Source organism: Streptomyces sp. NPDC033966, from assembly GCF_055575955.1.
The window spans coordinates 36,797-58,182 of the sequence record NZ_JBVIRQ010000019.1; the positions used below are offsets into that span (position 1 = coordinate 36,797).

20 protein-coding genes and 4 pseudogenes are annotated in these 21,386 nt (G+C 70.8%); 11 read left to right on the forward strand and 13 right to left on the reverse strand.

The window, feature by feature from the left end; all coding sequences use genetic code 11:
• Window positions 1-24 precede the first annotated feature (24 nt).
• The 5 genes from ACZ518_RS35060 to ACZ518_RS35080 all read left to right on the forward strand — a co-directional run bounded on the left by ACZ518_RS35060 (window position 25) and on the right by ACZ518_RS35080 (window position 2,571).
• Window positions 25-576, forward strand: coding sequence for a TetR/AcrR family transcriptional regulator (locus ACZ518_RS35060; RefSeq protein ID WP_469117077.1), 552 nt, complete (start codon window positions 25-27; stop codon window positions 574-576).
• Window positions 577-745: 169 nt separating this feature from the next.
• On the forward strand, window positions 746-967 hold the full coding sequence (locus ACZ518_RS35065) for a hypothetical protein (RefSeq protein ID WP_469117078.1): 222 nt from the start codon (window positions 746-748) through the stop codon (window positions 965-967).
• Window positions 968-1,500: 533 nt separating this feature from the next.
• On the forward strand, window positions 1,501-1,623 hold the full coding sequence (locus ACZ518_RS35070; protein WP_469117079.1) for a hypothetical protein: 123 nt from the start codon (window positions 1,501-1,503) through the stop codon (window positions 1,621-1,623).
• A 72-nt stretch (window positions 1,624-1,695) separates the two neighbouring features.
• The gene (locus ACZ518_RS35075) at window positions 1,696-2,154 is read left to right on the forward strand and encodes a hypothetical protein (protein ID WP_469117080.1); all 459 of its coding nucleotides are present in this window, start codon (window positions 1,696-1,698) and stop codon (window positions 2,152-2,154) included.
• Window positions 2,155-2,169: 15 nt separating this feature from the next.
• Window positions 2,170-2,571, forward strand: a complete 402-nt coding sequence (locus tag ACZ518_RS35080) for a transposase family protein (RefSeq protein ID WP_469117179.1) — start codon at window positions 2,170-2,172, stop codon at window positions 2,569-2,571.
• A 33-nt stretch (window positions 2,572-2,604) separates the two neighbouring features.
• Here the strand turns inward: ACZ518_RS35080 and ACZ518_RS35085 are convergent, their stop codons facing one another.
• From ACZ518_RS35085 to ACZ518_RS35130, 10 genes and pseudogenes are all read right to left on the reverse strand, one after another.
• A complete protein-coding gene (locus ACZ518_RS35085) occupies window positions 2,605-2,982 on the reverse strand; it encodes an MmcQ/YjbR family DNA-binding protein (protein ID WP_469117081.1) in 378 nt (125 codons plus the stop codon).
• Window positions 2,983-3,025: 43 nt separating this feature from the next.
• Window positions 3,026-3,952: an SDR family oxidoreductase gene (locus tag ACZ518_RS35090; RefSeq protein ID WP_469117082.1), complete on the reverse strand. Its 927-nt coding sequence runs from the start codon at window positions 3,950-3,952 to the stop codon at window positions 3,026-3,028.
• Window positions 3,953-4,055: 103 nt separating this feature from the next.
• Window positions 4,056-4,442, reverse strand: a complete 387-nt coding sequence (locus tag ACZ518_RS35095; RefSeq protein ID WP_469117083.1) for a VOC family protein — start codon at window positions 4,440-4,442, stop codon at window positions 4,056-4,058.
• 5 nt (window positions 4,443-4,447) lie between these two features.
• Window positions 4,448-4,834, reverse strand: coding sequence for a VOC family protein (locus ACZ518_RS35100; RefSeq protein WP_469117084.1), 387 nt, complete (start codon window positions 4,832-4,834; stop codon window positions 4,448-4,450).
• A gap of 589 nt (window positions 4,835-5,423) precedes the next feature.
• Window positions 5,424-6,017, reverse strand: a complete 594-nt coding sequence (locus tag ACZ518_RS35105; protein WP_469117085.1) for an Imm21 family immunity protein — start codon at window positions 6,015-6,017, stop codon at window positions 5,424-5,426.
• A 423-nt stretch (window positions 6,018-6,440) separates the two neighbouring features.
• Window positions 6,441-6,560 (reverse strand): annotated as a pseudogene (locus ACZ518_RS35110) (IS30 family transposase); the annotation flags it as partial.
• A pseudogene (locus ACZ518_RS35115) lies at window positions 6,537-7,107 on the reverse strand (helix-turn-helix domain-containing protein); the annotation flags it as partial. The pseudogenes ACZ518_RS35115 and ACZ518_RS35110, both read right to left, overlap by 24 nt.
• 156 nt (window positions 7,108-7,263) lie before the next feature.
• Window positions 7,264-7,449 (reverse strand): annotated as a pseudogene (locus ACZ518_RS35120) (DUF3117 domain-containing protein); the annotation flags it as partial.
• A 504-nt stretch (window positions 7,450-7,953) separates the two neighbouring features.
• Window positions 7,954-9,045, reverse strand: a complete 1,092-nt coding sequence (locus ACZ518_RS35125) for a polyprenyl synthetase family protein (RefSeq protein ID WP_469117086.1) — start codon at window positions 9,043-9,045, stop codon at window positions 7,954-7,956.
• A gap of 624 nt (window positions 9,046-9,669) precedes the next feature.
• A complete protein-coding gene (locus ACZ518_RS35130) occupies window positions 9,670-10,512 on the reverse strand; it encodes a phytanoyl-CoA dioxygenase family protein (RefSeq protein ID WP_469117087.1) in 843 nt (280 codons plus the stop codon).
• A gap of 120 nt (window positions 10,513-10,632) precedes the next feature.
• Between ACZ518_RS35130 and ACZ518_RS35135 the strand changes: the two genes are divergently transcribed.
• Together ACZ518_RS35135 and ACZ518_RS35140 are read left to right on the forward strand one after the other, a co-directional pair.
• The gene (locus ACZ518_RS35135; RefSeq protein WP_469117088.1) at window positions 10,633-11,499 is read left to right on the forward strand and encodes an AraC family transcriptional regulator; all 867 of its coding nucleotides are present in this window, start codon (window positions 10,633-10,635) and stop codon (window positions 11,497-11,499) included.
• A 202-nt stretch (window positions 11,500-11,701) separates the two neighbouring features.
• Entirely contained in the window at window positions 11,702-13,210 is a 1,509-nt protein-coding gene (locus ACZ518_RS35140; RefSeq protein WP_469117089.1) for a DUF4246 domain-containing protein, read from the forward strand.
• A gap of 186 nt (window positions 13,211-13,396) precedes the next feature.
• Here the strand turns inward: ACZ518_RS35140 and ACZ518_RS35145 are convergent.
• Window positions 13,397-13,895 (reverse strand): annotated as a pseudogene (locus ACZ518_RS35145) (transposase family protein); the annotation flags it as partial.
• Between the two features lie 89 nt (window positions 13,896-13,984).
• Here ACZ518_RS35145 and ACZ518_RS35150 point away from each other — a divergent pair.
• Both ACZ518_RS35150 and ACZ518_RS35155 read left to right on the forward strand, forming a co-directional pair.
• Window positions 13,985-14,713 carry a helix-turn-helix transcriptional regulator gene (locus tag ACZ518_RS35150; protein ID WP_469117090.1) on the forward strand — a complete coding sequence of 243 codons (729 nt, stop codon included), beginning with the start codon at window positions 13,985-13,987 and terminating at the stop codon, window positions 14,711-14,713.
• 38 nt (window positions 14,714-14,751) lie between these two features.
• Window positions 14,752-15,228: a nuclear transport factor 2 family protein gene (locus ACZ518_RS35155; RefSeq protein ID WP_469117091.1), complete on the forward strand. Its 477-nt coding sequence runs from the start codon at window positions 14,752-14,754 to the stop codon at window positions 15,226-15,228.
• A gap of 229 nt (window positions 15,229-15,457) precedes the next feature.
• On the opposite strand, the gene ACZ518_RS35160 is transcribed toward ACZ518_RS35155, so the two are convergent.
• Complete coding sequence (locus ACZ518_RS35160; protein WP_469117092.1) at window positions 15,458-17,524, reverse strand: transglycosylase domain-containing protein; 2,067 nt, start codon at window positions 17,522-17,524, stop codon at window positions 15,458-15,460.
• A 295-nt stretch (window positions 17,525-17,819) separates the two neighbouring features.
• Window positions 17,820-18,716, reverse strand: a complete 897-nt coding sequence (locus tag ACZ518_RS35165) for a ribosome-inactivating family protein (RefSeq protein WP_469117093.1) — start codon at window positions 18,714-18,716, stop codon at window positions 17,820-17,822.
• Between the two features lie 688 nt (window positions 18,717-19,404).
• Here ACZ518_RS35165 and ACZ518_RS35170 point away from each other — a divergent pair.
• Together ACZ518_RS35170 and ACZ518_RS35175 are read left to right on the forward strand one after the other, a co-directional pair.
• Window positions 19,405-19,944 carry an ArsR/SmtB family transcription factor gene (locus ACZ518_RS35170; protein WP_469117094.1) on the forward strand — a complete coding sequence of 180 codons (540 nt, stop codon included), beginning with the start codon at window positions 19,405-19,407 and terminating at the stop codon, window positions 19,942-19,944.
• A gap of 17 nt (window positions 19,945-19,961) precedes the next feature.
• Window positions 19,962-21,242 (forward strand): MFS transporter, encoded by a 1,281-nt coding sequence (locus ACZ518_RS35175; protein ID WP_469117180.1) that lies wholly within the window; start codon window positions 19,962-19,964, stop codon window positions 21,240-21,242.
• Window positions 21,243-21,386 lie beyond the last annotated feature (144 nt).

The window sequence follows — 21,386 nt, forward strand, 5'->3', positions numbered from 1 at the left end:
TAGCTGAGCAGGGGAAGCAGGGACATGTCAAGACCCTCCCGGACCGACGCGGAGCGAAATCGCCTGCGGGTGCTGAACGTTGCGCACGAACTGTTCGCCGAGCGCGGCGACGAGGTGCAGATGGCGGAGGTCGCCCGGGCCGCCGGGGTCGGCGTCGGCACCGTCTACCGGCACTTCCCGACCCGGCAGGCCCTCGTGGGGGCCGTCGCCGAGCAGCGATTCGCGAAGGTCCTCTCGTTCCTGGAGGAGGAATGCCCGGCGCGGCCCGACGCGTGTGGGGCGGTGGAGGCGCTTCTGACGCGTGTGGGTGAGATGCACGAGGAGGGGCGCGCGCTCTCGGGCGTGATCGAGGCGTCGTTCGGCGGCATGGCCCCGCGGGGCGAGGTCGGTGAGGCACTGCTCGCGATGGGGACGCGGCTTGTCGAGCGGGGGCGATTGGACGGGACGCTGCGTGCCGATGTGACGGTCGCGGACCTGTACATGAGTGTGGGTGCCGTAGCGATGCTCAGCCACAACGAGATCGGAGACTGGCGCCGGTTCGCGGAGATCGCCCTGGACGGTCTACGGCGGCCCTGACACAGGTGGGTACGGGGCATCGGGCAGCCCGGCCCCGCCGAGGAGCCCCGGGCGGACCGTCAGCGACGCCGCCTTGTCGGCGCGGCCCCGGCCGGGTGGGCAAGCCTGGTTCGGGGCGGAGCCGGAGTCGGCGGCCGAGCGGTCCAGCGGGGTGAGCGGGCAGCAGTGGATGCGCGTCCAGGAAGACCTGCTGGCGGCCCTGGCGGACGGCGGCGCCTTCCCCGCCTTCACCGCCACCCGGGCGGACGCCGACCTCTCCCCCGAATCCCTCCTCCACTACGGCCTCGGCGCCCTGCTCGACGGACTCACCACCCGCATCACCACACCGCCCGACCGACCACCCCGCGGCACGTCGGCCAGGCATGGCGGCCACTCAAAGCGCTGCCGATAGCGGGCCGTTCCTCCGTATGACATGCCCGGAGCCACGGTGAGCTGCTTGATGTCGAGTTCGTCGGCGAGGGTGAGCAGCCGTGTGTGTGGGGGGACTCGACGTCACCGCCGAGACGGACCCTGCAGACCGCCCCGCGAGGTAGCCGACCGCCGACCCGGTCACCCGCGGCCGGCACCGGGGAAGCGGCACGCCGAGTGCCTCGGACAGCCGGTCCGCCGCCCGGCCGGCGCCCACCGGTCCCCCGCAGCGCCGCACGGACCACCTCGGGGGGCAGCGGCTCGGAGCGGTCGGCGCGTACGTCGGCGCGCAGGCCGTGCTGGTGCCGTTTCTGCGACGCCGCGCCGGTAGCTGCCCGCACGAGGTGCCCAGCAGCCGCGGGGCGGCCGGGCCCGCGGCCTCGAGCAAGAACTATCAGTGAGCCTCCGCCAACTTGAAGTCGCAGGTCAAAGGGCTGGTGTGCCCCACTGTCGGCGCGCATCCTCGCCGCCGTGCGGCAGGCTGCCGGGCCAGTCATGGCCCGGCAGGTCGGCGAGATGCTGGGAATGGACATCAGCGCGAAGAGCAAGCTGGAGCCGCTGCGCGGGAAGCTGCTCAGACTGACCGATCGCGGCTGGCTGCGCAAACAGCCCGACGGCCGCTTCACCACCCGCCGGTGACCTGGGACGCTGCCGCACCAGGCGATGCGGAGCCGGCGTAACCGGGGTGCCCCCGGCGGCCGTTGGAGGTGTGTGACGAAATCCAAGGAACGCACCGAGGAAACTTTCCCGCTTGTCTACCAGTGCCGTCTGCCACTGTCCACGCACACCGTCGACCACCTCGCCGGTCTGCTGGGACGTCATCTGAAGGCAATACGGTCACGGTGGCGGATCCTGCCGCCTGGGAAGATCGCGGTGATCGTCCTGGCCGTGCTCCGTCACGACCAGCGCCTTGCCGACATGGCCGGCGGCAACAACGTCTCGGAGTCCACCGTCCGCCGCTGGCGCGACGAGCTGATCGCCCTGCTCGCCGCGCAGGCACCGCGCCTGGACCGTGCCCTGAAGAAGGTCGCCAAGCAGGGCGGGGAGGTCGTGTTGATCGACGGCACCCTCATCCCCACCCAGCGCCGCACCGGACGGGACGACCGCCGCAACTACTCCGGCAAGCACCGTCATCACGGCCTGCACTTCCTGGCCCTGACCGACGAGTAAGGCCGCCTGATCTGGATATCTGCTGCCCGGCCCGGTCGCACCCACGACGTCACCGCCGCCCGCCATGACCACATCCTGGCCCACCTGCGCGCCGTCGGCCTCGGGGCGCTGGCGGACCTTGGCTTCCGGGGCCTGGACAACGACGTACGCGATCCTGTGATCGTCACTGGCTTCACCGCCACCCGCGCCCACAAGCTCACACCCGGCCAGAAGACCGCCAACCGCGTTCTCGCCGTCGGACGTGCGCCGGTCGAGCACGGCTTCGCCCACCTCAAGAACTGGCGGACCCTCACCAAACTCCGTACCGACCCCGCCCACGCCACCCACCTCCTGCGCGCCTTGCTCGTGCTGACGAACCCGAGGTCAATCGCTGACACGCCTTGTCCGGCCCTGCCCCGGCACAGAGGTCACCAGTGAGGTGGACCTTCCCACGCGTTGACGGTCTCAAGGTCATCGCTGTTCATGGCAGGTGCGCAGCCGGTCGCGGGTGGCTGCCGGCAGGTCGGTCACCACGCAGTCCCAGGCGTGGTGGAGCATGTCGGTGAGGTCTTCGTCGGGCATCGTGTCGTCGTCCAGGTGCACGGTGAGCCAGTGCCAGCGGCGGCCCTGGTACCAGGGGCGCACGGCCGTGTGCTGCTCGCACAGGTGCAGGGCGAGCTGGGGTTCACACTTGACGGTCACCTGATCGGGGTGGGCCTTGGTAGCTGCGGCGAGCATGGCGAAGATACTGCCGCCGACCTTGTAGACGGGCCTGTTGGGACCGTACGGCTCTTCCTCCGTCACCTCCGGCAACGCGAGGGCGAGCTCCGCGATGTCCTCGGGAGTCATGGTGATGTCCTTCGTCTGGCCGGGTTCGCAGGGGCCGCATTCTTCAGCGGTAGTCGTCGGGGTTGGGTGCCTGTCCGGTGCGCATGTACTCCTGGAAGTAGCGGACGGAGTCGGGGGCGGAGCCGTCGGCGTCGGTGAAGCCGTACTGCTTCGCGAGTGTGCCGACGGACAGGGAGTCGCCGGTGAAGCGGGCCACGTCCGGGTCGGTGGCGAGTGCGGTGACGGCCCGGGCAGTGAAGAGCGGGGTCTCGGAGATCGCGAACGTGGGGTCCATCTTGCAGCCGTCGAGCCAGTTGTCCTCGGTGATGTGAAACGCGTCGAGCATCGCCTCGGTACGCATCCAGCCCGGGGCCAGGCCCAGCGCTGTGCAGCCGTACTCCTTGGTCTCCTCGGACAGTGCCCATGTCATCCGGAAGGGGGCGAATTTGGCGAGGTCGAAGGCGAAGGGGGCACGGTAGTGGCCGTTGTTGAACTCTGCGGTGCCGTCGGTGAGCTCCACCAGCAGGCCGCCGGGGCGGCGGATCAGCAGGGGCAGGAGGTAGTGGCTGGTGACGTAGTACGTGTCGATTCCGAGCCGCAGCATGCGCAGGCCGCTCTCGAGGTCGCAGTCCCACATCTTCTTGCCGCGCTCGACGAGGTGCTCCGCACCCCAGATGGCGTTGACGAGGACGTCCAGCCGGCCTTGTTCCTGGTCGATGCGCTCGGCGAGCGCCTGCACCTGCTCCGCCTGGAGGTGATCGACCGCGGCGGGGATGCCGTTGCCGCCGGCGGCGGTGACCCGCTCGGCGGTCTCCTCGACCGTCTCAACCGGGCGGCCCGACTCGCCCGCCTTGCCGCGGGTGGAACGGCCGGTCACGTAGACGGTGGCCCCGGCCCGGCCCAGCTCAACGGCGATCGCCCGGGCCCCGCCCCGGCTCGCCCCGGTGACCAGCGCCACCTTCCCCGCCAGCGCCTTGCCTTCGTCGTTCATGTGGATCTTTCCTTGTTCGCTCAAAGACGGTGATCAGAGCACGGTCCGTACCGCGATGGGTCATTCCCGTTCGTCCGCTGCGGCTGCGTGGACCAGGGACGTTTCACCCGTTCTTGCCGGCGGCGCTGATGCAGAACGGCTGGCCGGAGGGGTCGAGCAGCACGGTCCAGTGCTTGCCGCCGGGCTGATGGGCGGGCTTGGAGGCACCGAGGCCGACCAGTCGCCGCTCGGCGGCCGCCACGTCGGCGAAGGTCAGGTCGAGGTGGAAGACGAGCTCGTCCGCCGGCCAGTCCGGTGCCTTGAAGGACTCGGCGGTGTAGAAGACGTACGAGGTGGTGCCGTCGCTGATCATGGCCGCGGTGTCACCGAAGGTCTGGGTGACCTTCCAGCCCAGGGCGGCGGCGTAGAAGTCGGCGAGCGCCTTGCCATCGTGTCCCCAGAAGGCCGCGCACTTCACCGCTCCGGTAACGGCTGCGTTGCTCTCGGTCATGACGGTCACCAGCTCTGCTTCTGGGTGACGGCGATGATGTAACCGTTGGGGTCGGTGAAGTAGAAGAGCTTCTGGCCCTGGTGCTCCATGACGTCCTTCTGGACGGTGACCAGGGGGCGGATGCGCTCGACGTAGGTGTCGAAGTCGTCCACGGCGAGGTAGAACATGCCGAACGCTCCGACCGGGGTGTCCTTGAGGACGGGCAGCCAGCCGCGCAGGTGCTCGTCGCGGTAGACCATCAGCGCGAACTCGCCGTCGAAGAGCAGGATGCGCAGGTCGTCGTCCGGGTCGTTGCCGGCGGGCAGGGCGGTGAAGCCGAGCTTCTCGTAGAAGTCGACGGTCGCCTGGGTGTCGGAGACTCCCAGGCACGGGGAGAGGGCAGGGGGCTTCATCAGAGATCACTTTTCGAAGAGGGGATGCGGGCAGAAGGGCAGGGGCTTTCTCACGGGCACACAGCCCGCTTCGAGAAGCCCTATCGGAAGCATGCCCTCCATATAGGACAGCGTGCGTCCTATATCGGATGACCTGCGGAGTTTTCACACGAGGGGTGGCTCTGGCCGCGGAGTCGGAGGAATTTCCCCGCCCGCCCAGCCACCGGGACGGCGGCGACCGAGGCGCGCTCGTGTAACAGCATCTCGGAACCCAGCGCGTACAGGATCGAAGAAGGGCTCCGCGAAGCCGCGCCGACTGCCGGCCGACGCGGAGGGAACGGAGATGGCCAAGCTCCGCGCGAGATGCACCGGCGGACGCTCGGCAACGGCTACTGCGCGCGCCCTGTCGAGATGGACTGCCACTTCGAGTCGATCTGCGAGTCCTGCACGTTCTTCGTCACCACCATCGAGTTCCGCCCCACGCTCGAACGCCAGCGGGACGACGCAGCGGCCAAGGGCCAGGTCTCCCGCGAGCAGATCTTCGACGGTCTCCTCGGCCGACTGGACGAAGAAGGGTCCTGGTCACCTTCCCACCACGTGCCTATCCCGGTCAGTTCGACGGTCGAGGCAGAAGCTGGATCACCCCCACCGAGGTGTCGTCGATCGGTGAGGCGTGAACGGCGCGGACCGTCCAGCTGCCAGGCCCGATCGGGACAGGCGCCTGCTCCGGCGTGCCTCCGCCGCTCGGAAACTCGACACCCAGCTCGGCCCCGGCTGTCACGGAGTCCCTGAGGACCGCCGGGCCGTCCGTCTCCCACACGCCGCACTCCTCCCACGCGGTGGTGGGGTCGGCAAGCACGGCTTGGGCCGCGGCCATCAGATCGGCCTCGCTGTCGGCGCCCAGCCAGCGGACAAAGGCCCGGTGCTCCTGCAGATAGAAGCTCCTGGCGGGCTCGTCCGCCAGGACAAGTCCCTGGGCGCCCTCCTCGCCGACGGCGATCACGCCGGCCAGACCCTTCACCTCGCAGGCACGGTCGTAATCGTCCCGGAGGTCACCGCTGCCGACGATCATCCCCGACTGGGTACAACCACGCCATCTGGTCAGCGCGGAAACTGGCACTACGATCAGCGGGCCGCCCATCGACTCGACCCAGGTGGGGGAAGGCTGAGTCGAGCCGGCCGCGGCGGAGGGGAACGTCGTCACGACGCCAGTATCCCCGGGGCCTCTGACAACGATCCTTCAGGCTGCTCAGCCCACCCATCTCTTGACACCGAGACCCGGATATCAGAGGGGTGCCGATGTCGATCGTCTACGACCGCACCAAGACCGTCGTCCGCCCGCACTCGCCTCGCACTACCCAAGGCCCCCTGCACCCCCCATAGATGAAGCGAGACACCTCGCCCGGCTACAGCCCGAACCCGGGGCGGGGCTGCGGACATGGCGGAGCTGTGCCGCGCCGCGCACGGCCCCTGGGTCGCCAGAGGCCACGGCACGGCTGCCTCCCGCCGCTCCAGCGCGCCGTGCACCGGTCCCCCGCTGCGTGGGTCGACTTCGGTGAGGGCGGTCAGCAGGGCCAGGTACTGGGGGGCGGCGTCGGCCGGGTCCTCGACGAGCTCGAAGGCGGTGGACCGTCTTGCGCGGGCGGCCGTTGAGCTCTGCGGCCACCGCGTTCAGGTGCTCGCGGCTGTGCTGCGCGAGGTCGGTTCCCTTGGGGAAGTACTGCCGCAGCAGGCCGTTGGTGTTCTCGCGGAGCTCGCCGTGGCCCTGGGCGCAGAGCGCCCGGTGGATCGTCTCGTGGACCACGTGCATCTCCGGCCGGTCGGGAAAGCGCGTGCGCAGAGCCCGGCAGAGCCGTTCCGGGCTCGCAGTTCTGGGAGCTGCCCGATCTCTCGGGGCTTGGGCCGGGGGCGGCGCTGGTCGGCGCGGTGCGGTGCCGCGTGCGGCAGGTATCTCCACCTGCCGTCCGCCAGGACGGTGCGGTTGCGACGCGGACTTCCCGGCTGATGGTGGAGGGGCTGCGGCACAGTTCGCCGGCGATCGTCCGGATCGAGGCCTTCTCTGGCAGCCGGTCGGCTATGTGGATGCGATCCGACTCCCGAAGATGCGTCGACGGGACGGGGTCGGACCCCACCAGATCGACTGGCGGGATCCACTTCTTGTTCTCCGACCGGGTGGACGCGTTCCGCCAGCGCTGTCCCGTCCGTCGGTCCATGAGCCGGAAGTATTCCTCCCGCTCACGGACCAGAGGGCGCGACCCCTGCCACCGCCGCTCCTCACGAACCTCGAAGCCCATCGCATCCCCTCAGCTGGGGTGTTGCAATGACGACTAGAGCCCAAGGGTTCGCGGAGGGGCACGTGCGCGCCTTGCGCGGCTCTGATGCGGCAGGGGCGGGGGTGGTCGTCGTTACGGTTCCTCGAATTCCGGTACCTCGGGTTCGAGTTGGTCGGGTCCCGCTGGATTGGCGAGTGCCTCGGCGAGGGCATCAGCCTCCTCCTGGGACAGTTCGACGACGATCCGGCCGCCGCCTTCGAGCGGTACGCGCATGACGATGGCCTCTCCCTCCTGGGTGGCCTCCAGCGGGCCGTCGCCCGTCCGCGGCCTGATCCTGGCCTGAGGGAATTCGCCGTCGACCAGTGCCCGCGCCCCGTTCACCTCGGCCTTGAGTGCGTACGTACCCGGAGCGGGTGTCGCGGTGGCGGTCGGCGCGAGGACGACCGTGGACCCCAGAAGGAACGATGAAGCGACGAGCGAGACGACAGCACTACGCAGACGCTGGGCCTGGCGGTGTTGTGCGGGCTGCCGGAGAAGGTGGCCCGGCCCTGCCACCGGTGCGCGCTCGCGACCGCCGTTCCCGTCCGCGAGGCCGTCCGGGAGAGCCGCCTGGTGTGGGTCGGCTCGCTGGAGTACATGGCCCGCGACTGCCCGCGGGTCGCGGCAAGCCTGCCCTACCGTTTCGCCCTCGCGGCCACGCCGCTGTCCGGCCGCTTCTCGCTGCTGGGGCGGCCTGGTCCCGCTGTGGCCGGCCTCCCACCCGGAACGTGCCGGCCGCACGGTCGGCCGCGCGCCACCACTGCCGACGCCTGCCGGCGCCACCTCCAGCACCGCTACGCGCCTGCGGACGCGGATGCGGGGAGGGGGTCACCGGTCGCGGGTGACGCTCCAGCCCGGCATGTGCTCGAAGAACGCCACGGCCTCCGGCCGCCAGCGCTCCCGCCATGTGGCGGCCTGGGCCTCTGCCCGGCGGGCGTAGTCGTCGGCGTCGGCCCGGAGCTGCCGGTCGACGCCGTGCGCCCGCGCGATGCGGCGTATGCGGTCGAGGGTTTCGTCGTCGCAGCCCGGGTCGCCCGAGGCTTCGTCCAGCAGCTTGCGCTCGGCGTCGTCGCAGACGGCAAGAAGAGCGCGCAGGGCGTAGCTGCGGCGGCCCGAACGGATGTCGGAACCGACCGGTTTGCCGAGGGCCGCCGGATCGCCGAACAGGTCGAGCCAGTCGTCGTGGATCTGGTTGGCGATCCCCAATGCGGTCGCGTAGCGGCGCAGTTCGGCGTCGTAGGGGGCGTGGTCGGTGCCTGCGGCGAGCAGGCCCATACGCAGCGGGGCGAGCACGGAGTAGCGGGTGGACTTGAATTCGGTGACCGCGTGCAGGAACTCGATGTCGGGGACGGGGTGGAAGTCGCGTTCCAGATCGATCATCTGCCCGGTCATCGTGGCAGCTCCCGTGTCGGCGTGGACGGCGGCCATGGCCAGGGCCCGGTCGGCGGGCAGACCGCTGGTGAGCAGCACGCGCAGGGACAGGAAGGCCGCGAGGTCGCCGGCGAGGAGGGCCAGCGCGAGGGCGGTGTCGGGCCGGTCGGGGAACTCGTGGCGGTAGGCGTAGTACGTGGAGGGGCCACCGCGGCGTACGGGCGCGTCGTCGATGATGTCGTCGTGGATCAGACCGTGGGTCTGCAGCAGCTCGATGCTGATGGCCGCTTCGTCCAGCCCTGGTACGCCCTCGTCGGCCACCAGCGCGGCGGCCTCGTGCAGGAGGACCACACGCAGCCGTTTGCCGCCGCGCATCGACATGTCGCGCACCAAGTCGAGTGCGCGGGCGGGGAAGGCGCCGTGCGGCGGGGTCTCGAACATGCCGCCCGCGGGGTCGGTCAGGGAATCGAAGTAGGCGGCGAAGCGGGCTTCGAAACGGCGCTGGTGGCGGGACGCGCGCTGCAGGGCGGTGGAGAGGGCTTCATTCACCGGCCCAGGTTTGCACGCCCGTGTCGGGGAGGGTCCACCGGCCGCCGGTTCAGGCCGCGGTCCCGGGTGCGGTCGTCGTCACCTCGGTGATCAGTACACCAGCACCGTGAGCCGCCTTCCCGCCCCGGTCCTGCGAGGCGCCCACGGGCCGACCGCATCCCCGTGTTCGGCGCACCTGTCAACCGGGCCCAGGCCGCCGCAGGCGTACCAGCGGCGCGCGCACCCCCAGGCCGAGCCGGCGTAGGGCACCCCGTGCCGGACCACCCCGCCCGCCGACCCGTCCCCTCCGTAACCTCGTGTCCCTCTCCCGATTCGGCAGCCGGTTCCCCACCCACGGGCACACGACCTCCCCAGCCCTCCCGTGGGCAGCGGTGAGGACTGTCCTCCCGCCCCCTTGCCGTGACGGTTCCCCGGACTGCGAGGGCCCCGGACTTCCGGTGAGGTCATCTGCCAGCCGCTTCCGATCCTGGTGCGGGGGCGGTAGGTGCCACCACCGAGTCGGGTGCCGGCCAGTAGTAGATCGTCCGCCGGCTCCGCATTCTGGCCGGATACACGTGGCCGGCCATGGCTGCCTCGGTGCCGAGCGCGGTCCGCATGTGGAGCCTGCCGGTGCCGAGTCACCGATCAGCAGAGCGTCGAGGGGTCGGCGGTGGGTCCGGCGCCCTCCCCGCCGGGACCGGGGGTGGCTGGCCCGGGGGTGGCCTGTCCCAGGCCCCGGCGGATCGCGGTTTCCACCGGGGAGTACGCGCCGTCGGCCCGCTCCAGTTCGTACGGCGCGGCCGGCATCAGCGGCGGCTGGGCCATGAAGCGCGGCCGTGCCCCGTGGTGCGGCTGTGCCGCGTGCACCAGGAACGGATGGCACAGGAACACGTCACCCGGCGAACCGGTGGCGAGGGCGAGCGGCCGGTGGGCGGACGCCGCTTCGAGGTCCGGTGCGATGGCCAGGCCGCTCGCGCCCTCCTCCCCGTACGGCTCCAGCACCTTCGGCACGTCGAGGTGGGAGCCGACCCGGATCCGGGTCGGGGCGTCCTCTTCCCCGACCTCGCTGAACAGGAACAGCATCAGCAGGGCCCGGCCGCGGGAGCGGAGATTGGTGAAGGGCCAGGTCTCGCCCTCCACCTCATAGCTCCCCTCGATGTGCCAGCCCGCGTCGCCGGGCTCCTCCTGGTGCGGGAAGCGCAGCGGGAAGGTGCCCAGAGAGTAGCGTGGCTCCCAGCGCCCGGCGCCGGCCAGCAGGTCGTACGCCCGGTGCAGGGCCGGGGAGTTGGGTGCGGCGGCGAACGGTCCCTGTGCCATCCCGCCGACCCAGTGCACGGGCTGCGTCCACGTCTGCGGGTCGTCCGGGTCGCAGCCCGTCTCCCGCCACAGCAGCCGCGCGCAACTCTCGGCCACGCGGGGCGCGACGGCGCCCTCCAGCTTGACGAAGCCGTCGCGGAGGAAGCGGGATACCAATGTCGTGTCGTCCATGCCTCCATCGTGCGTCGCGGGCGGTCCCGGTCACCCGACACTTGCCGCACCGCCTTCATCGGGTGCGGCGTGCAGGGCCGCACCTGGTTGAATCGATGGTCGGGATCTTGGAGGCGAGCGGTGCTGGAGCGGTTCAATCAGGCCATGGAGCACATCGAGCGGCAGCTCGACGGCCCCGTCGACGTGGGCGAGCTGGCACGGGTCGCGGCCACCTCCGAGTACCACCTGCGGCGGATGTTCTCGGCGCTCGCGGGGATGCCGCTGTCGGAGTACGTCAGGCGCCGCCGGCTGACCGTCGCGGGCGCGGAGGTGCTGGCCGGCGAGCGGACGCTGCTGGAGATCGCGGTGCGGTACGGATACGGCTCGGGCGAGGCGTTCGCGAGGGCGTTCCGCGCGGTGCACGGCGTCGGGCCCGGCGAGGCGCGGCGCACCGGCGCGGCCCTCAGCTCCCAGCCCCGGATGACCTTCCGCCTCGTCGTCGACGGGAGCAGCAGCATGCGCTACCGCGTCCTGCGCAAGCCGGAGTTCAGCGTCGTCGGGGCGAAGGCCAGGGTGCCGCTCGTGTACTCGGGGCCGAACCAGGCGATCATCGATTTCGTCCGCGGGCTCGGCGTCCAGGCGAAGGAGCTGCTGGAGGAGCTGTCCGACCAGGAGCCGCACGGCATCCTCGCGGTCTGCGCCGACCTCGATCCCGGCCGGGCGGAGGGCAGCGGCCTCGACTACTACCACGGGGTCGTCACCTCGGCGTCCGCGCCGCAGGGCATGGCCAGGCTGCCCGTGCCGGCCGGGGCATGGGCGGTCTTCACCACTTCGGGGCCGGCGCCGCAGGCGATCCAGGCGCTGTGGCGGGACGTGTTCACCGAGTGGTTCCCGTCGAACCCGTACCGGAGCCGCCCCGGGCCGGAGATCCTCCGTACGCGGATGTCGGCGGACGGCAGGGAGGCGGAGGCCGAGCTGTGGCTGCCGGTGGAACGGGAGGCCGGTTGATTCCGGAACCCCTCCCTGGCCTCTCCGGCTTCTGACCAGGCCGGCGTGCCGGTCCCGGTGTGAGGGCGGACAGCCGCCCGGCGCGCTTGGACGCATTCGCCGCGCCCGCAGTCGACTGGACGGGCCCTCGGGGTGCGGCTGACGTGTCAGTGCGCTGGGCTATCCTTCCGGCACCGCTCGCCGACCGTGAGGATCATCAGAGTTGACCGGCCTGTCTGCCTTTCCGCTGCCGTTTCAAGCGTCGCGTTCCATAGCGTTCGCGAAAGCCCGGACGCTACGGGAGCTGGAGATGATGGAGTGCAGCGCGCACATCCGGGCGAAGCCGGGGTGGTTCGACAAGATGCACGATGCCGGCATCGTCGCGCGGTGGCGGCAGGAGGCGGTCGCCCAGGGGCTCACCGAGGCGCAGGTCCGGTACGTCCTCGCGGAACTCGGGCACTATGCCGCGCTGCGGGACGGACGGACCGGCATCGAGGTGTCCGCCGTCGACGGGGTGTGGCAGTCGGACACGCTGGTCGACGATCGGCTCCGATCCCGGCTGCGCAAGGCGGTCCGGCCCCTGGAGGAGGTCCCCGAAGCGGAACGGGACTGGCATCCGGGATCGGACGGGCAGGTGCTGGATCTGGTGCATCCCTCACTGTTCTGCCTGGTGCGAGAGGTGAGCGGGGGCCCCGAGGAGGCTTGGCGGAACCCGACGAACCACTACTCGAAGCACGAGTTCTCGGAGAAGTTCCAGTGGCTGCCCACGGACGTCGAGGTCGGCGGCGAGGGCGATGTCGCCTTCCGTTCGTACGTCAACAACATCCACCCCGAGGCCCATCAGGAACTCGCGGCCGTCCTGCCGGACGTCCTCGCGCGCATGCGGCCGCTGTGGGAGAACGTGCTCACCGATCTGCGCCATCCGCGGCCGCTGCGCATCGAGGCCGATCCCTACGGGTGGTACGACTCGGAGCCGGCGTATCCGGTCAAGTCCTCCTTCAGTGATGACGCGGCCTACGCGGACGCCCGCAGTGCATGGGAGGAGGCCCACGAGGCCTGGTGGGAGACCCGCCGCCCGGTCGTCCCGGACGCGCCGGACTTCACCGCGCCCGTGCTGCCCGACGGAGCCGCCCGGGTCGACCTGCGCGGCCGCCGCCTCCAGGTCATCGTCAAGCTCGCCACCATTCATCTCACCCCGGACAAGCCCGAGTACGCGGGCGGTTCCTGGCACGTCGAGGGAATGCTGAACGAGCGGATCGTCTCGACCGGCATCTATTACTGGGACAGCGAGAACATCACCGAGAGCAGGCTGAGCTTCCGCGCGGCGCTCGACGATCCGGACTACGAACAGAACGACGACGAGGGGGTGCGCGAGGTCTACGGCCTGGAGAACGAAGACGCGCTCAACCAGGTGCTGGGGTCGGCGGCGACGCCGATGGGGCGCTGCCTGGCGTTCCCGAACATCCTGCAGCACCGCGTCGGCTCGTTCCGCCTCGCTGACCCCACCCGCCCGGGGCACCGCAAGATCCTTGCGTTCTTCCTGGTCGACCCGTCGACGACGATCGTCTCGACCTCCGACGTCCCGCCGCAGCAACCGTGGTCCGATGACTCCACGATGACGCTCGAACAGGCCATGGAGTACCGCGAACAGCTCATGCAGGAACGGAAGTTCTTCGTGGCCGAACACAACGACCAGCTCTACGAACGGGAATTCTCCCTCTGCGAGCACTGACCGCTGTGTGGTCGGGTCGCGACGGGTGGGGACGGGCCGGCCAGGGGCCGGGGGTCAGCTCCGGCCGAGGTCTCCGGCGGTGGGGGCAAGGGCCCCGTCCTTCTCGGTGACCGGCACCGCGCGGCCCTTGTTGGCCGGGTTGTGCACCACCGGGAAGGCCGCCTTGATCTCGCTGAAGGGCAGTGCCTTCACACCCTTGTTGTGTGCCCGTTTCCAGTCGGGCAGATCCTCTCCCCTGCGGCGACGATGCGGCATGACGAGTCCGGTACCCGGGTAGCCGCCATCGGCGGTGGTCATCGTGTTGCCGACGGCGGCCTTCGCACCGGACTCCGCCCCCGCCCGGCAGTCGTTGCGATTGCCCGGCAACGGCCGGCCGGCTACCACGACCAGGCGGGTGTCGGCGTCGATGACCACCTGATGGTTGGTGGAAGCGCAGATGGTTCTTCGACTGCTCGGCCACCTCATGGTCCCGGTTGGGCACCAGGGTGCCGTCCACGATCAGTACCGCTCCCTTGGCGAACCGTCGGCGCGGACGCGGCGCAAACCTCGGGCCGAGGCCGTTGATCGCCCGGTCCACGGCCGACTTCGACACCCCGAACAGCAGGGCCGGTTGCCGCATCGTCCAGTTCGTCCGCCGGTGAGCGGCGACCAGCAGCACCCGGTCCTCCAACGACAGATTCCGAGGCCAGGTCGGGACTGCCGCTTACCTGGCCGGACTGCCGCCCGAACCCCCCGCGGGCGCGTGGTGCCAGGGCTGGGTTACGGTCGTTGCCCGTGAACCGAACCGATCGTCTGTACGCCTTGGTGGAAGAACTGCGCGCGGCGTCCCCCCGGCCGCGCAGCGCACGCTGGCTGGCGGGCCGGTTCGAGGTGAGCACCCGGACCATCGAGCGCGACCTCGCCGCTCTGCAGCAGGCCGGAGTCCCCCTCTACGCCGAGCCCGGCCGCACCGGCGGCTACGTTCTCGCCAAGGATCAGACCCTCCCGCCGCTGACGATCACCTCGGCGGAGGCGACCGCGCTCGCGGTGGCCCTGCACGCCCTGGCAGGCACGCCGTTCGCCCGCGACGCACGGTCCGCCCTGCAGAAGGTCCTCGCCGTCATGCCGCAGCGCGAGCGGAGCGGGGCGGGCGAACTGGCCGGCCGGGTCCGGCTCGCCGCGCCCGCCCGGCAGCCCTCCGGCATACCCCACGCGCTGCGCGAGGCCCTTTCGATGCGCCGGGTCCTGCGCCTGTCGTACGCCGACGCGCAGGGCGCCGCCACCGACCGCTGTGTGGAACCCCACGGCTTCCTCGGCGGCGACCACTGGTACCTCATCGGCTGGTGCCGGCTGCGCTCCGCGGTACGCGGCTTCCGGCTGGACCGTATCCGGCACGTCGAGGTACTGGCCGAAACGGTCCCGCCACGCGTGCTGGATCTCGCCGGGCTCGACACGCTGGGCTGGGAGTTCGTCGGCCTCGACGAACTCGTAAACACCGACAGGAGGTTGTCGCCCAAGACATAGAGGCTGGTCCCCGACCGACGACAGGAAGGCATCTCCTCATGTCCCGTATGACCACCGCCGCCACCGCTTCGTCCCCCGCTCCGGCGGCCGTGCCGCCCGGTGCCCCGACCGGAACGGATGCCCTGACCCGCACACAGGGCATCGCGCTGCTGGACGGGTGGACGCGGCTCTGGAACGGCGACCTCACCCTCGCCGCGGACCTCATCGGGCCCGGCTTCCGGCTCCGCTTCGCCGGCAGGGTTCCCGGCACCGGCCCCGACTCCACGCTCGGCCTCCCGAACCTGACCACGTTCATCAGCGCTCACCGGGACGAACTCCCGGGACTCACGTACGCCGTCGACGGTGCGCCGGCGGTCGACGGCACCCGTGCGGAAGTCGCCGCCCGCTGGACCGCCACATACACCGACGGCGCGGGCGAACCCGTCACCAAGAGCGGCATCGACCTGCTGGCCATCAGCAATGGCCGCATCACGGCCGTCTGGTCACTGACCGGAGACCGGCCGTTCGCACCCTGACACCAGCCGCACGTACGCAGGCCTGAAGGCCCTCCTGAACGCACGCCCACCTTCGCTGGAGCAGCAAGAACGCACGACACCCCGAGGTCCTCTCAGCGCGGACCTCGGGCACGGGACACTGCGTCTGCCTCGAGCCGGCCTCGAACCGCGCAGTGGCAGGCCCCTCGCCGGACATCCATGACGCGGCGGGCCGAAGCGACGCCGGAGGACGTACCGCGCTGCGAGACCGTCACGGGCGTCTTTGGGGAGCGTCGGACGGGTGCTGCGGCGCAGGCGCAGCCGCCTCGTTGTAGGTCTTCCAGATCAGCGGTGGGAAGGCGCTGCCCCGCTCGGAGTCGGAGCCGCCCACGCCCTGCATGGGCAGCAGTTGTGAGACGTCGGGCTTCGTACGGAACATCGCGACCGAGGTGCTCAGTTCCGGCGTCGCCCCGATGAACCAGGCCGAGTTCATACGGTCGTTCGGGCCGGTCTTGCCCGCCCAGGCCGGAGGGGAGGTGCGCTGGTCCGTCGGCGGTCCGACGGCGGTCCCGCCCACCTGGCGGAGCGCCGCGCCGACGGTCGAGGCTGCCTCGGAGCTCATTGCCCGCCGCGGCTTGGGCTGGCCGAAGCCGTCCACGGGGACGTCGTTCCGCTCCACCTTGGTCACCGAGTACGGTTCGGTGGCCCGGCCCTGGTTGACGAAGGTCGTGTAGGCGCTGGCGAGCCGGACGGCGCTGGGGGTGGAGGTACCGATGGAGAAGGCCGGCTCCAGCTTGGCCATGCTCTCCTCGCGCAGTCCCGACGCGACCGCGAGCTCCTTGACCTTCTTCAGTCCGATCTTCTTGCCGGCCTCCACGAAGGGCGTGTGGTCGGAGTCCACCAGGGCCGTGTGAAGGCCCGCGGATGCCTTCGGCGGCCCTGCCGGCCCGGGTTTCAGGGGGTCCGGGTCAGCGCCGTCTGCCGGGCGTTCCCCGCCTTCGAGCTCCTGCTGCACGGCGGCGGCGTACACGAAGGGTTTGAACGCCGAGCCCGCAGGCACGCCCGAGGTGTCCGCGTTGTTGGTGAAGTGCTCGACCGCGTCGGAGCCGCCGTAGACCGCGACGATCGCTCCGTCCTCGGAGCGTATCGAGGCGGCACCGACCTGCACGTACTGGTCCTCCGCGCGCTTCTTCGGGTCCAGTCGGTCCGCGCACACCTGCTCGACGGCCCTGGCCAGTGCGAGCACCTTGTCCTTCTCGAAGGTGGTGTGGACGCTGTAGCCGCCACCGGCCAGGTCCTTGCCCGTGATCCCGCCGCGGCTCTTGAGGTACTTGTTGGCGATGTCGACGAGGTAGCCGGTCTGCCCGGCCTGGCTGGTCGGCTTGACGGGAGGCTTCGGCTCGGGGAACTTCGTGTACTTCGCGCGTTCCTCGGCCCCCATCGAACCGGTGGCGACCTGACGGTCCAGGATCCATTTCCAGCGGTCCTCGGCGCGTCGGCGGTTGTCGGCGCTGAGGGACGGGTCGAAGCTGTCCGCGCCTTTGAGGACGGCGGCCAGCAGCGCGCCCTGGCTGGGGTTCAGCTCCTTGGCGGGGATGCCGTAGTACGCGTACGAGGCCGCCTGGACGCCGTACGCGTCGCGTCCGAACCAGGAGGTGTTGAGATACCCCTCGAGGATCTCCGTCTTGGGCCGCTGTTCGCTGACCTTCAGGGCGAGGAAGAGTTCCTTGATCTTTCGCTGGACGGTCTGGTCCTGGCTCAGATAGGTGTTCTTCACGTACTGCTGGGTGATCGTCGAGCCGCCCTGGGTCTCCTCGCCCTTGACGATGTTGACGGCGGCGCGGCCGATGCCCGTCACCGAGACGCCCGAGTCGCTGTAGAAGTCCGCGTTCTCCGCCGCGATGACGGCGTGCTGGACGGAATCGGGCACCTGGGAGAGCTTCACGTCCTGCCGGTTCACATCGCCGACGCTCACCATCCGGCTGCCGTCCGCCCAGTAGTAGACGGTGCCCTGCCGGCTCGCGGAGTCGTGCGGGTCCGGGATCTCGACCTGCACGTAGACGGCGGTGAAGAGGCCGGCGAGGGCTCCGGCGAAGAGCAGGAACAGGCCGGAGGTCAGCTTCCAGGAGGGCGTCCAGCGCCGCCAGCCCCGCCGGCCGCGTCGAGGGAAGTCGATGAGGTGGCGACGGGCTTTCCGGGCGGCCCTCCTGCGGCTCTTCGCCCGGCGCGTAGGGCGCCGAGCGCGCTGCCGACCCTCCCGCTGCTCCGGCCTTGCGCCGGCGTCCCTGCTGTCCGTGCGGTCCGCGCGGTCCGCGCGGCGTTTGTGGGGGAACCTCATGGGGTGGGCGGACCTTCTTGATCACGAGCCGTCGCTTCGGGGTGTTGGTGTTGACGGACTCGGCCGGAAAGAAGCGGGGGGTGTTCCTGTTCCTGACTTCCGGCGGCTTGTCGCGTGGCCTGCCAGAGGTCGGCCTCGGCGGGGGATCCAGAGTCCTCGCCGAGTCGCCGAGGCGGCGAGGCGGCGAGGACCCTGGGGCGCCGGCCGGCGGGAGCTCGGTCGTGCGGCGCAGCCGGGACTCCTCGAGCCGAGCCGCCCTCCGACGGGCCGGAAGGGGCTCAGCGCTTCCGGAGCATTACTGGCCTGCCTGGCTGCCCAGCCCCAGCAAGTAGGAGATGCGCGGACGTTGGGGCGGATTTCCCCGCATCATGTCGATCAGACTCGCATAGCTCCGGCCGTCGACGTTCACCGGATTTCCGGTACCGCCGTTCCTGGTCTGGAAGGCCAGGCGGGTCAAGGGGGCCCACCGGTTCTCCAACGCGATTCCGAACGATCCCAGAGTCGTCTGCCAGCCGTATCCGTCCGATTCCCCTCCGTTCCTGATGGTGTTCGAGATGCGGTTCTGGATCCATCCGAAACGGGCCGCCTCCGAAGTGGCCTGGACTATGTTCGCGAGGTGCAGCCGGTAGTTGTCACGGGTGTTGTAGTTGAACCCGGTGAGTCCCATGAACTGGTTGCGCAGGTTCGGCCCGGTGTACACCGTGTTTGCGCGGGCGTTGGCGGAGTCGAGGCCGCCGTTCTGATAGCTCCCCGAGTAGATGGTCGTGAAGAGCTGGTCGCCCCTCCCGAAGTTCCTCACCAGCTGGGGCTGGGCGTCGCTGAACCGGAAGTTGCGACCCGCGAGCCTGAAGCCGTCCAGGTAGAGGTTGTCCGTGCGGTAGAACAGGCTGAGGAACTGATCGCCGTTGTCCGTGACGCGAATCTCGATGTACCGGCCGACTTCGGCCTCGGTCCTGCCCAGGACGCCGCCGTGGTCGGCGTCGACCGTGTAGCCCGCCAGATGGCGGAGCTCCCTCAGCATGTCGTCGTAGCGCTGGGCCGCCAGGGGGCCTCCTTGCCGGAGGCTGGTGATGTCCCAGGACATGACGGTCCATATTTGGGTCGTGGTCGCGCGGGCGGGCGAGGCCGTGGTCAGCTGGAGCAGACCCAGCAGCGCGACCAGGACGGCAAGGGCCGCCCGGGGCACCTTCATGGACAACAGGTTCAAGGCCGTGCCTCTCTTCGGAAGCCGGCCCGTGTCGCAGAACGAAACGGACCTGGCTTGTGGAGGAGTCCATGCTGGCCACGGCCACTAACACTGCGCTGTCTACCCCCTAACGCCTTGGTCGCGCGTGGGAGTTGCTCCGGTTGTCCAGCCGGAATCGGCCGAGGGGCCGGACGGCCTCTATCGCCGCCCGAGAAGTACGTCGAGACCATCGCCCGCTCCTCTTCGTACGCCTGCCTCTACTTCACCGACACCCGCGGCCGCCCCGTACAGCTCAGGACCGTCCGCAACGACGACGTCCGGCAATGGCCCGGCAGAGCACACGGAGCTGCGGGTGCGGACGCTCACGGAGTGGGAGCCGGTCATGGGGCCGGCCAAGTTCGAGCGGCTCCGGAGGGTGCACGAGGCCCGGCGCAGCGGGAACGCCGTATACCTGGAGCGCTGACGGTCCACCCCTCGCAGCGCCCCCTGTGCCCGTACCGGGAACTCCCGCAGGGCTCGTGGAGCGGTTCGTCCGCCGGCCGGACCCATGCGGTCGCGGCCGGACTCGAGGCCTTGCCCCGTCCACCCACCGGCCCGTCCCCGCGGCATCCAGGCGCCCGGGCACTCACGGGCGTCCGAGATCGCGTGGCGGATACCCCTTGCGCAATGGTCAAGAAACGTTGACCATTGAGCCATGCCTACCGATGATCTTCCCGAGACCTTTCACGTCACCACCGACGAACAGCTGCGCGCCGTCTCCAATCTGACGCGCCACCGGATCATGGCCGTGCTCCGCTTCGAGCCCGCGACGATCACGCAGATCGCCGAGCGGGTGGGCCTCGCGAAGGGGAGTTCCAGCTACCACGTACGGCTGCTGGAGCGGGCCGGGCTGGTGAAGGTGGTGCGGACCCGGAAGGTGCGGGGGGTCACCGAGCGGTACTACGCGATGGCCGCGCGGTCCATCGTGCTGCCGGATCCGGGCGAGGGAGGGCCGGACGTGCTGATGCGGCACGCGGTGGCGGACCTGGAGGCGGCGCCGGCCGCGGCCGAGCGGCACGTGCGGATGGCGCACCTGCGGCTCACCGACGAGCAGTTCGCGGAGCTGGGGGCCCGGCTGGAGGCACTGGCGGACGAGTACCGCGCGCTGTCCGACCCCTCGCTGCCGGACACGTCGCTCGTCTTCGCGCTGTTCCACCCGGCTTCGGGCAAGCAGGCCGAGGAGGACGCCAAGTGACCTCGGACGCTCGCAGGATGCCGGCCGGGTTCGGGCGGCTGTGGACCGCACAGACGGTTTCCTCGCTCGGAGACGGGGTGTCACACGCCGCGCTGCCGCTGATCGCGCTGACGTTGACGCGGGACCCGATGGCGCTCGCCGTCGTCACGGCCGCCGGAACGCTGCCGTGGCTGCTCTTCGGGGTGCTCGGCGGTGCGCTGGTGGACCGCTGGGACCGCCGGCGCACGATGTGGGTCACGGACGCGGCGCGGGCGGTGCTGCTCGCGGTACCGGTGGCAGCCGCCGCGCTCGACGTGCTGAGCATTCCGCTGCTCGCGGCCGTCGGCTTCCTCCTCGGCATCGGCGGGCTCTTCTTCGACACGGCCGCCACGGCCTACCTGCCCGATCTGCTCGGCCGCGACCCCGCGCTCCTGGAACGCGCCAACTCCCGCCTGCGCGGCACCCAGACCGCGGCGTCCGGCTTCGTCGGGCCGCCCGCGGGCAGTGCCCTGCTCGCGCTCGGGCGGGCCGTTCCGCTGCTCGCCGACGCGGTCTCGTTCGCGGTCTGCGCACTGCTCGTACGGTCACTGCCCTCCGTACCCCGGCCCGTGCCGCAGGCCCGTGAGTCGCTGCTGCGGCAGGCGCGCGCCGGAGCCTCGTACGTGTTCCGGGACCGGCTGCTGCTGGGGCTCGCGCTGCGCCCGGCGGTCGGGAACATCGCCTTCGTCGCCGTGGAGACCGTACTGGCCCTCTTCGCGCACGACCGTCTCGGCAGCGGCGCCATCGGCTTCGGCCTGCTCCTCGCGGCGGAGGCCACCGGCGGTCTGCTCGGCGCGGCCATCGCGTCCCCCCTCGGCCGGCGGCTCGGCACCGGCACCGCGCTGACCTGCACCGCCGCAGTCGAGGGACTCGCCATCCTGGGCCTCGCCGCCGCCCCGAACCCGTACGCCGCCGGCCTCGCGCTCGCCGTCTGCGGCGCGGGCATGGGTACCACGATGGTGCTCGCCCCTTCCCTGAGGCAGGCGATCGTCCCCGCCCACCTGATGGGCCGGGTCGCCTCCACCTCCCGCATGCTCGCCATGTGCGCCGCCCCGTTCGGCGCCTTCCTCGGCGGCTGGCTGGCCACCGCCTACGACGTGCGCACCCCGCTCTACACCGCCGCGGGCCTCCTGCTCACCATGACCGCCGTCACCGCGACCATGACAAGCAACCGCCGGGTCGAAGCGGCGCTGCGCGCCGCCGCCCCCACCGACGACCCGGATCACCCGAAGTCCCGGGACCACGTCCAGGAGCATGCCGCTGAGGCTGCACGGACCTGACGACCCGTGACCACCGGCCGCGACCGGAGCGGGGCGGACCACCTTGAGGAACTGCCCGAGGACCGGATCGGCGAGTTGCCCGTCCGGTGGAGGGCGAACGCCCGGATGCCCTCGCCGCGCCCGAGGGCGTCGAGGTGCACGGCG

What these genes read in the sequence shown, in the direction of transcription:
- ACZ518_RS35170 (WP_469117094.1), top strand. Translation starts at nt 19,405, where the DNA reads ATGCCTACCGATGATCTTCCCGAGACCTTTCACGTCACCACCGACGAA.
- ACZ518_RS35085 (WP_469117081.1), bottom strand. Translation starts at nt 2,982, where the DNA reads ATGACTCCCGAGGACATCGCGGAGCTCGCCCTCGCGTTGCCGGAGGTG.
- ACZ518_RS35070 (WP_469117079.1), top strand. Translation starts at nt 1,501, where the DNA reads ATGCTGGGAATGGACATCAGCGCGAAGAGCAAGCTGGAGCCGCTGCGC.
- ACZ518_RS35165 (WP_469117093.1), bottom strand. Translation starts at nt 18,716, where the DNA reads ATGAAGGTGCCCCGGGCGGCCCTTGCCGTCCTGGTCGCGCTGCTGGGT.
- ACZ518_RS35100 (WP_469117084.1), bottom strand. Translation starts at nt 4,834, where the DNA reads ATGAAGCCCCCTGCCCTCTCCCCGTGCCTGGGAGTCTCCGACACCCAG.
- ACZ518_RS35060 (WP_469117077.1), top strand. Translation starts at nt 25, where the DNA reads ATGTCAAGACCCTCCCGGACCGACGCGGAGCGAAATCGCCTGCGGGTG.
- ACZ518_RS35095 (WP_469117083.1), bottom strand. Translation starts at nt 4,442, where the DNA reads ATGACCGAGAGCAACGCAGCCGTTACCGGAGCGGTGAAGTGCGCGGCC.
- ACZ518_RS35155 (WP_469117091.1), top strand. Translation starts at nt 14,752, where the DNA reads ATGTCCCGTATGACCACCGCCGCCACCGCTTCGTCCCCCGCTCCGGCG.
- ACZ518_RS35175 (WP_469117180.1), top strand. Translation starts at nt 19,962, where the DNA reads ATGCCGGCCGGGTTCGGGCGGCTGTGGACCGCACAGACGGTTTCCTCG.
- ACZ518_RS35130 (WP_469117087.1), bottom strand. Translation starts at nt 10,512, where the DNA reads ATGGACGACACGACATTGGTATCCCGCTTCCTCCGCGACGGCTTCGTC.
- ACZ518_RS35090 (WP_469117082.1), bottom strand. Translation starts at nt 3,952, where the DNA reads ATGAACGACGAAGGCAAGGCGCTGGCGGGGAAGGTGGCGCTGGTCACC.
- ACZ518_RS35065 (WP_469117078.1), top strand. Translation starts at nt 746, where the DNA reads ATGCGCGTCCAGGAAGACCTGCTGGCGGCCCTGGCGGACGGCGGCGCC.
- ACZ518_RS35160 (WP_469117092.1), bottom strand. Translation starts at nt 17,524, where the DNA reads ATGAGGTTCCCCCACAAACGCCGCGCGGACCGCGCGGACCGCACGGAC.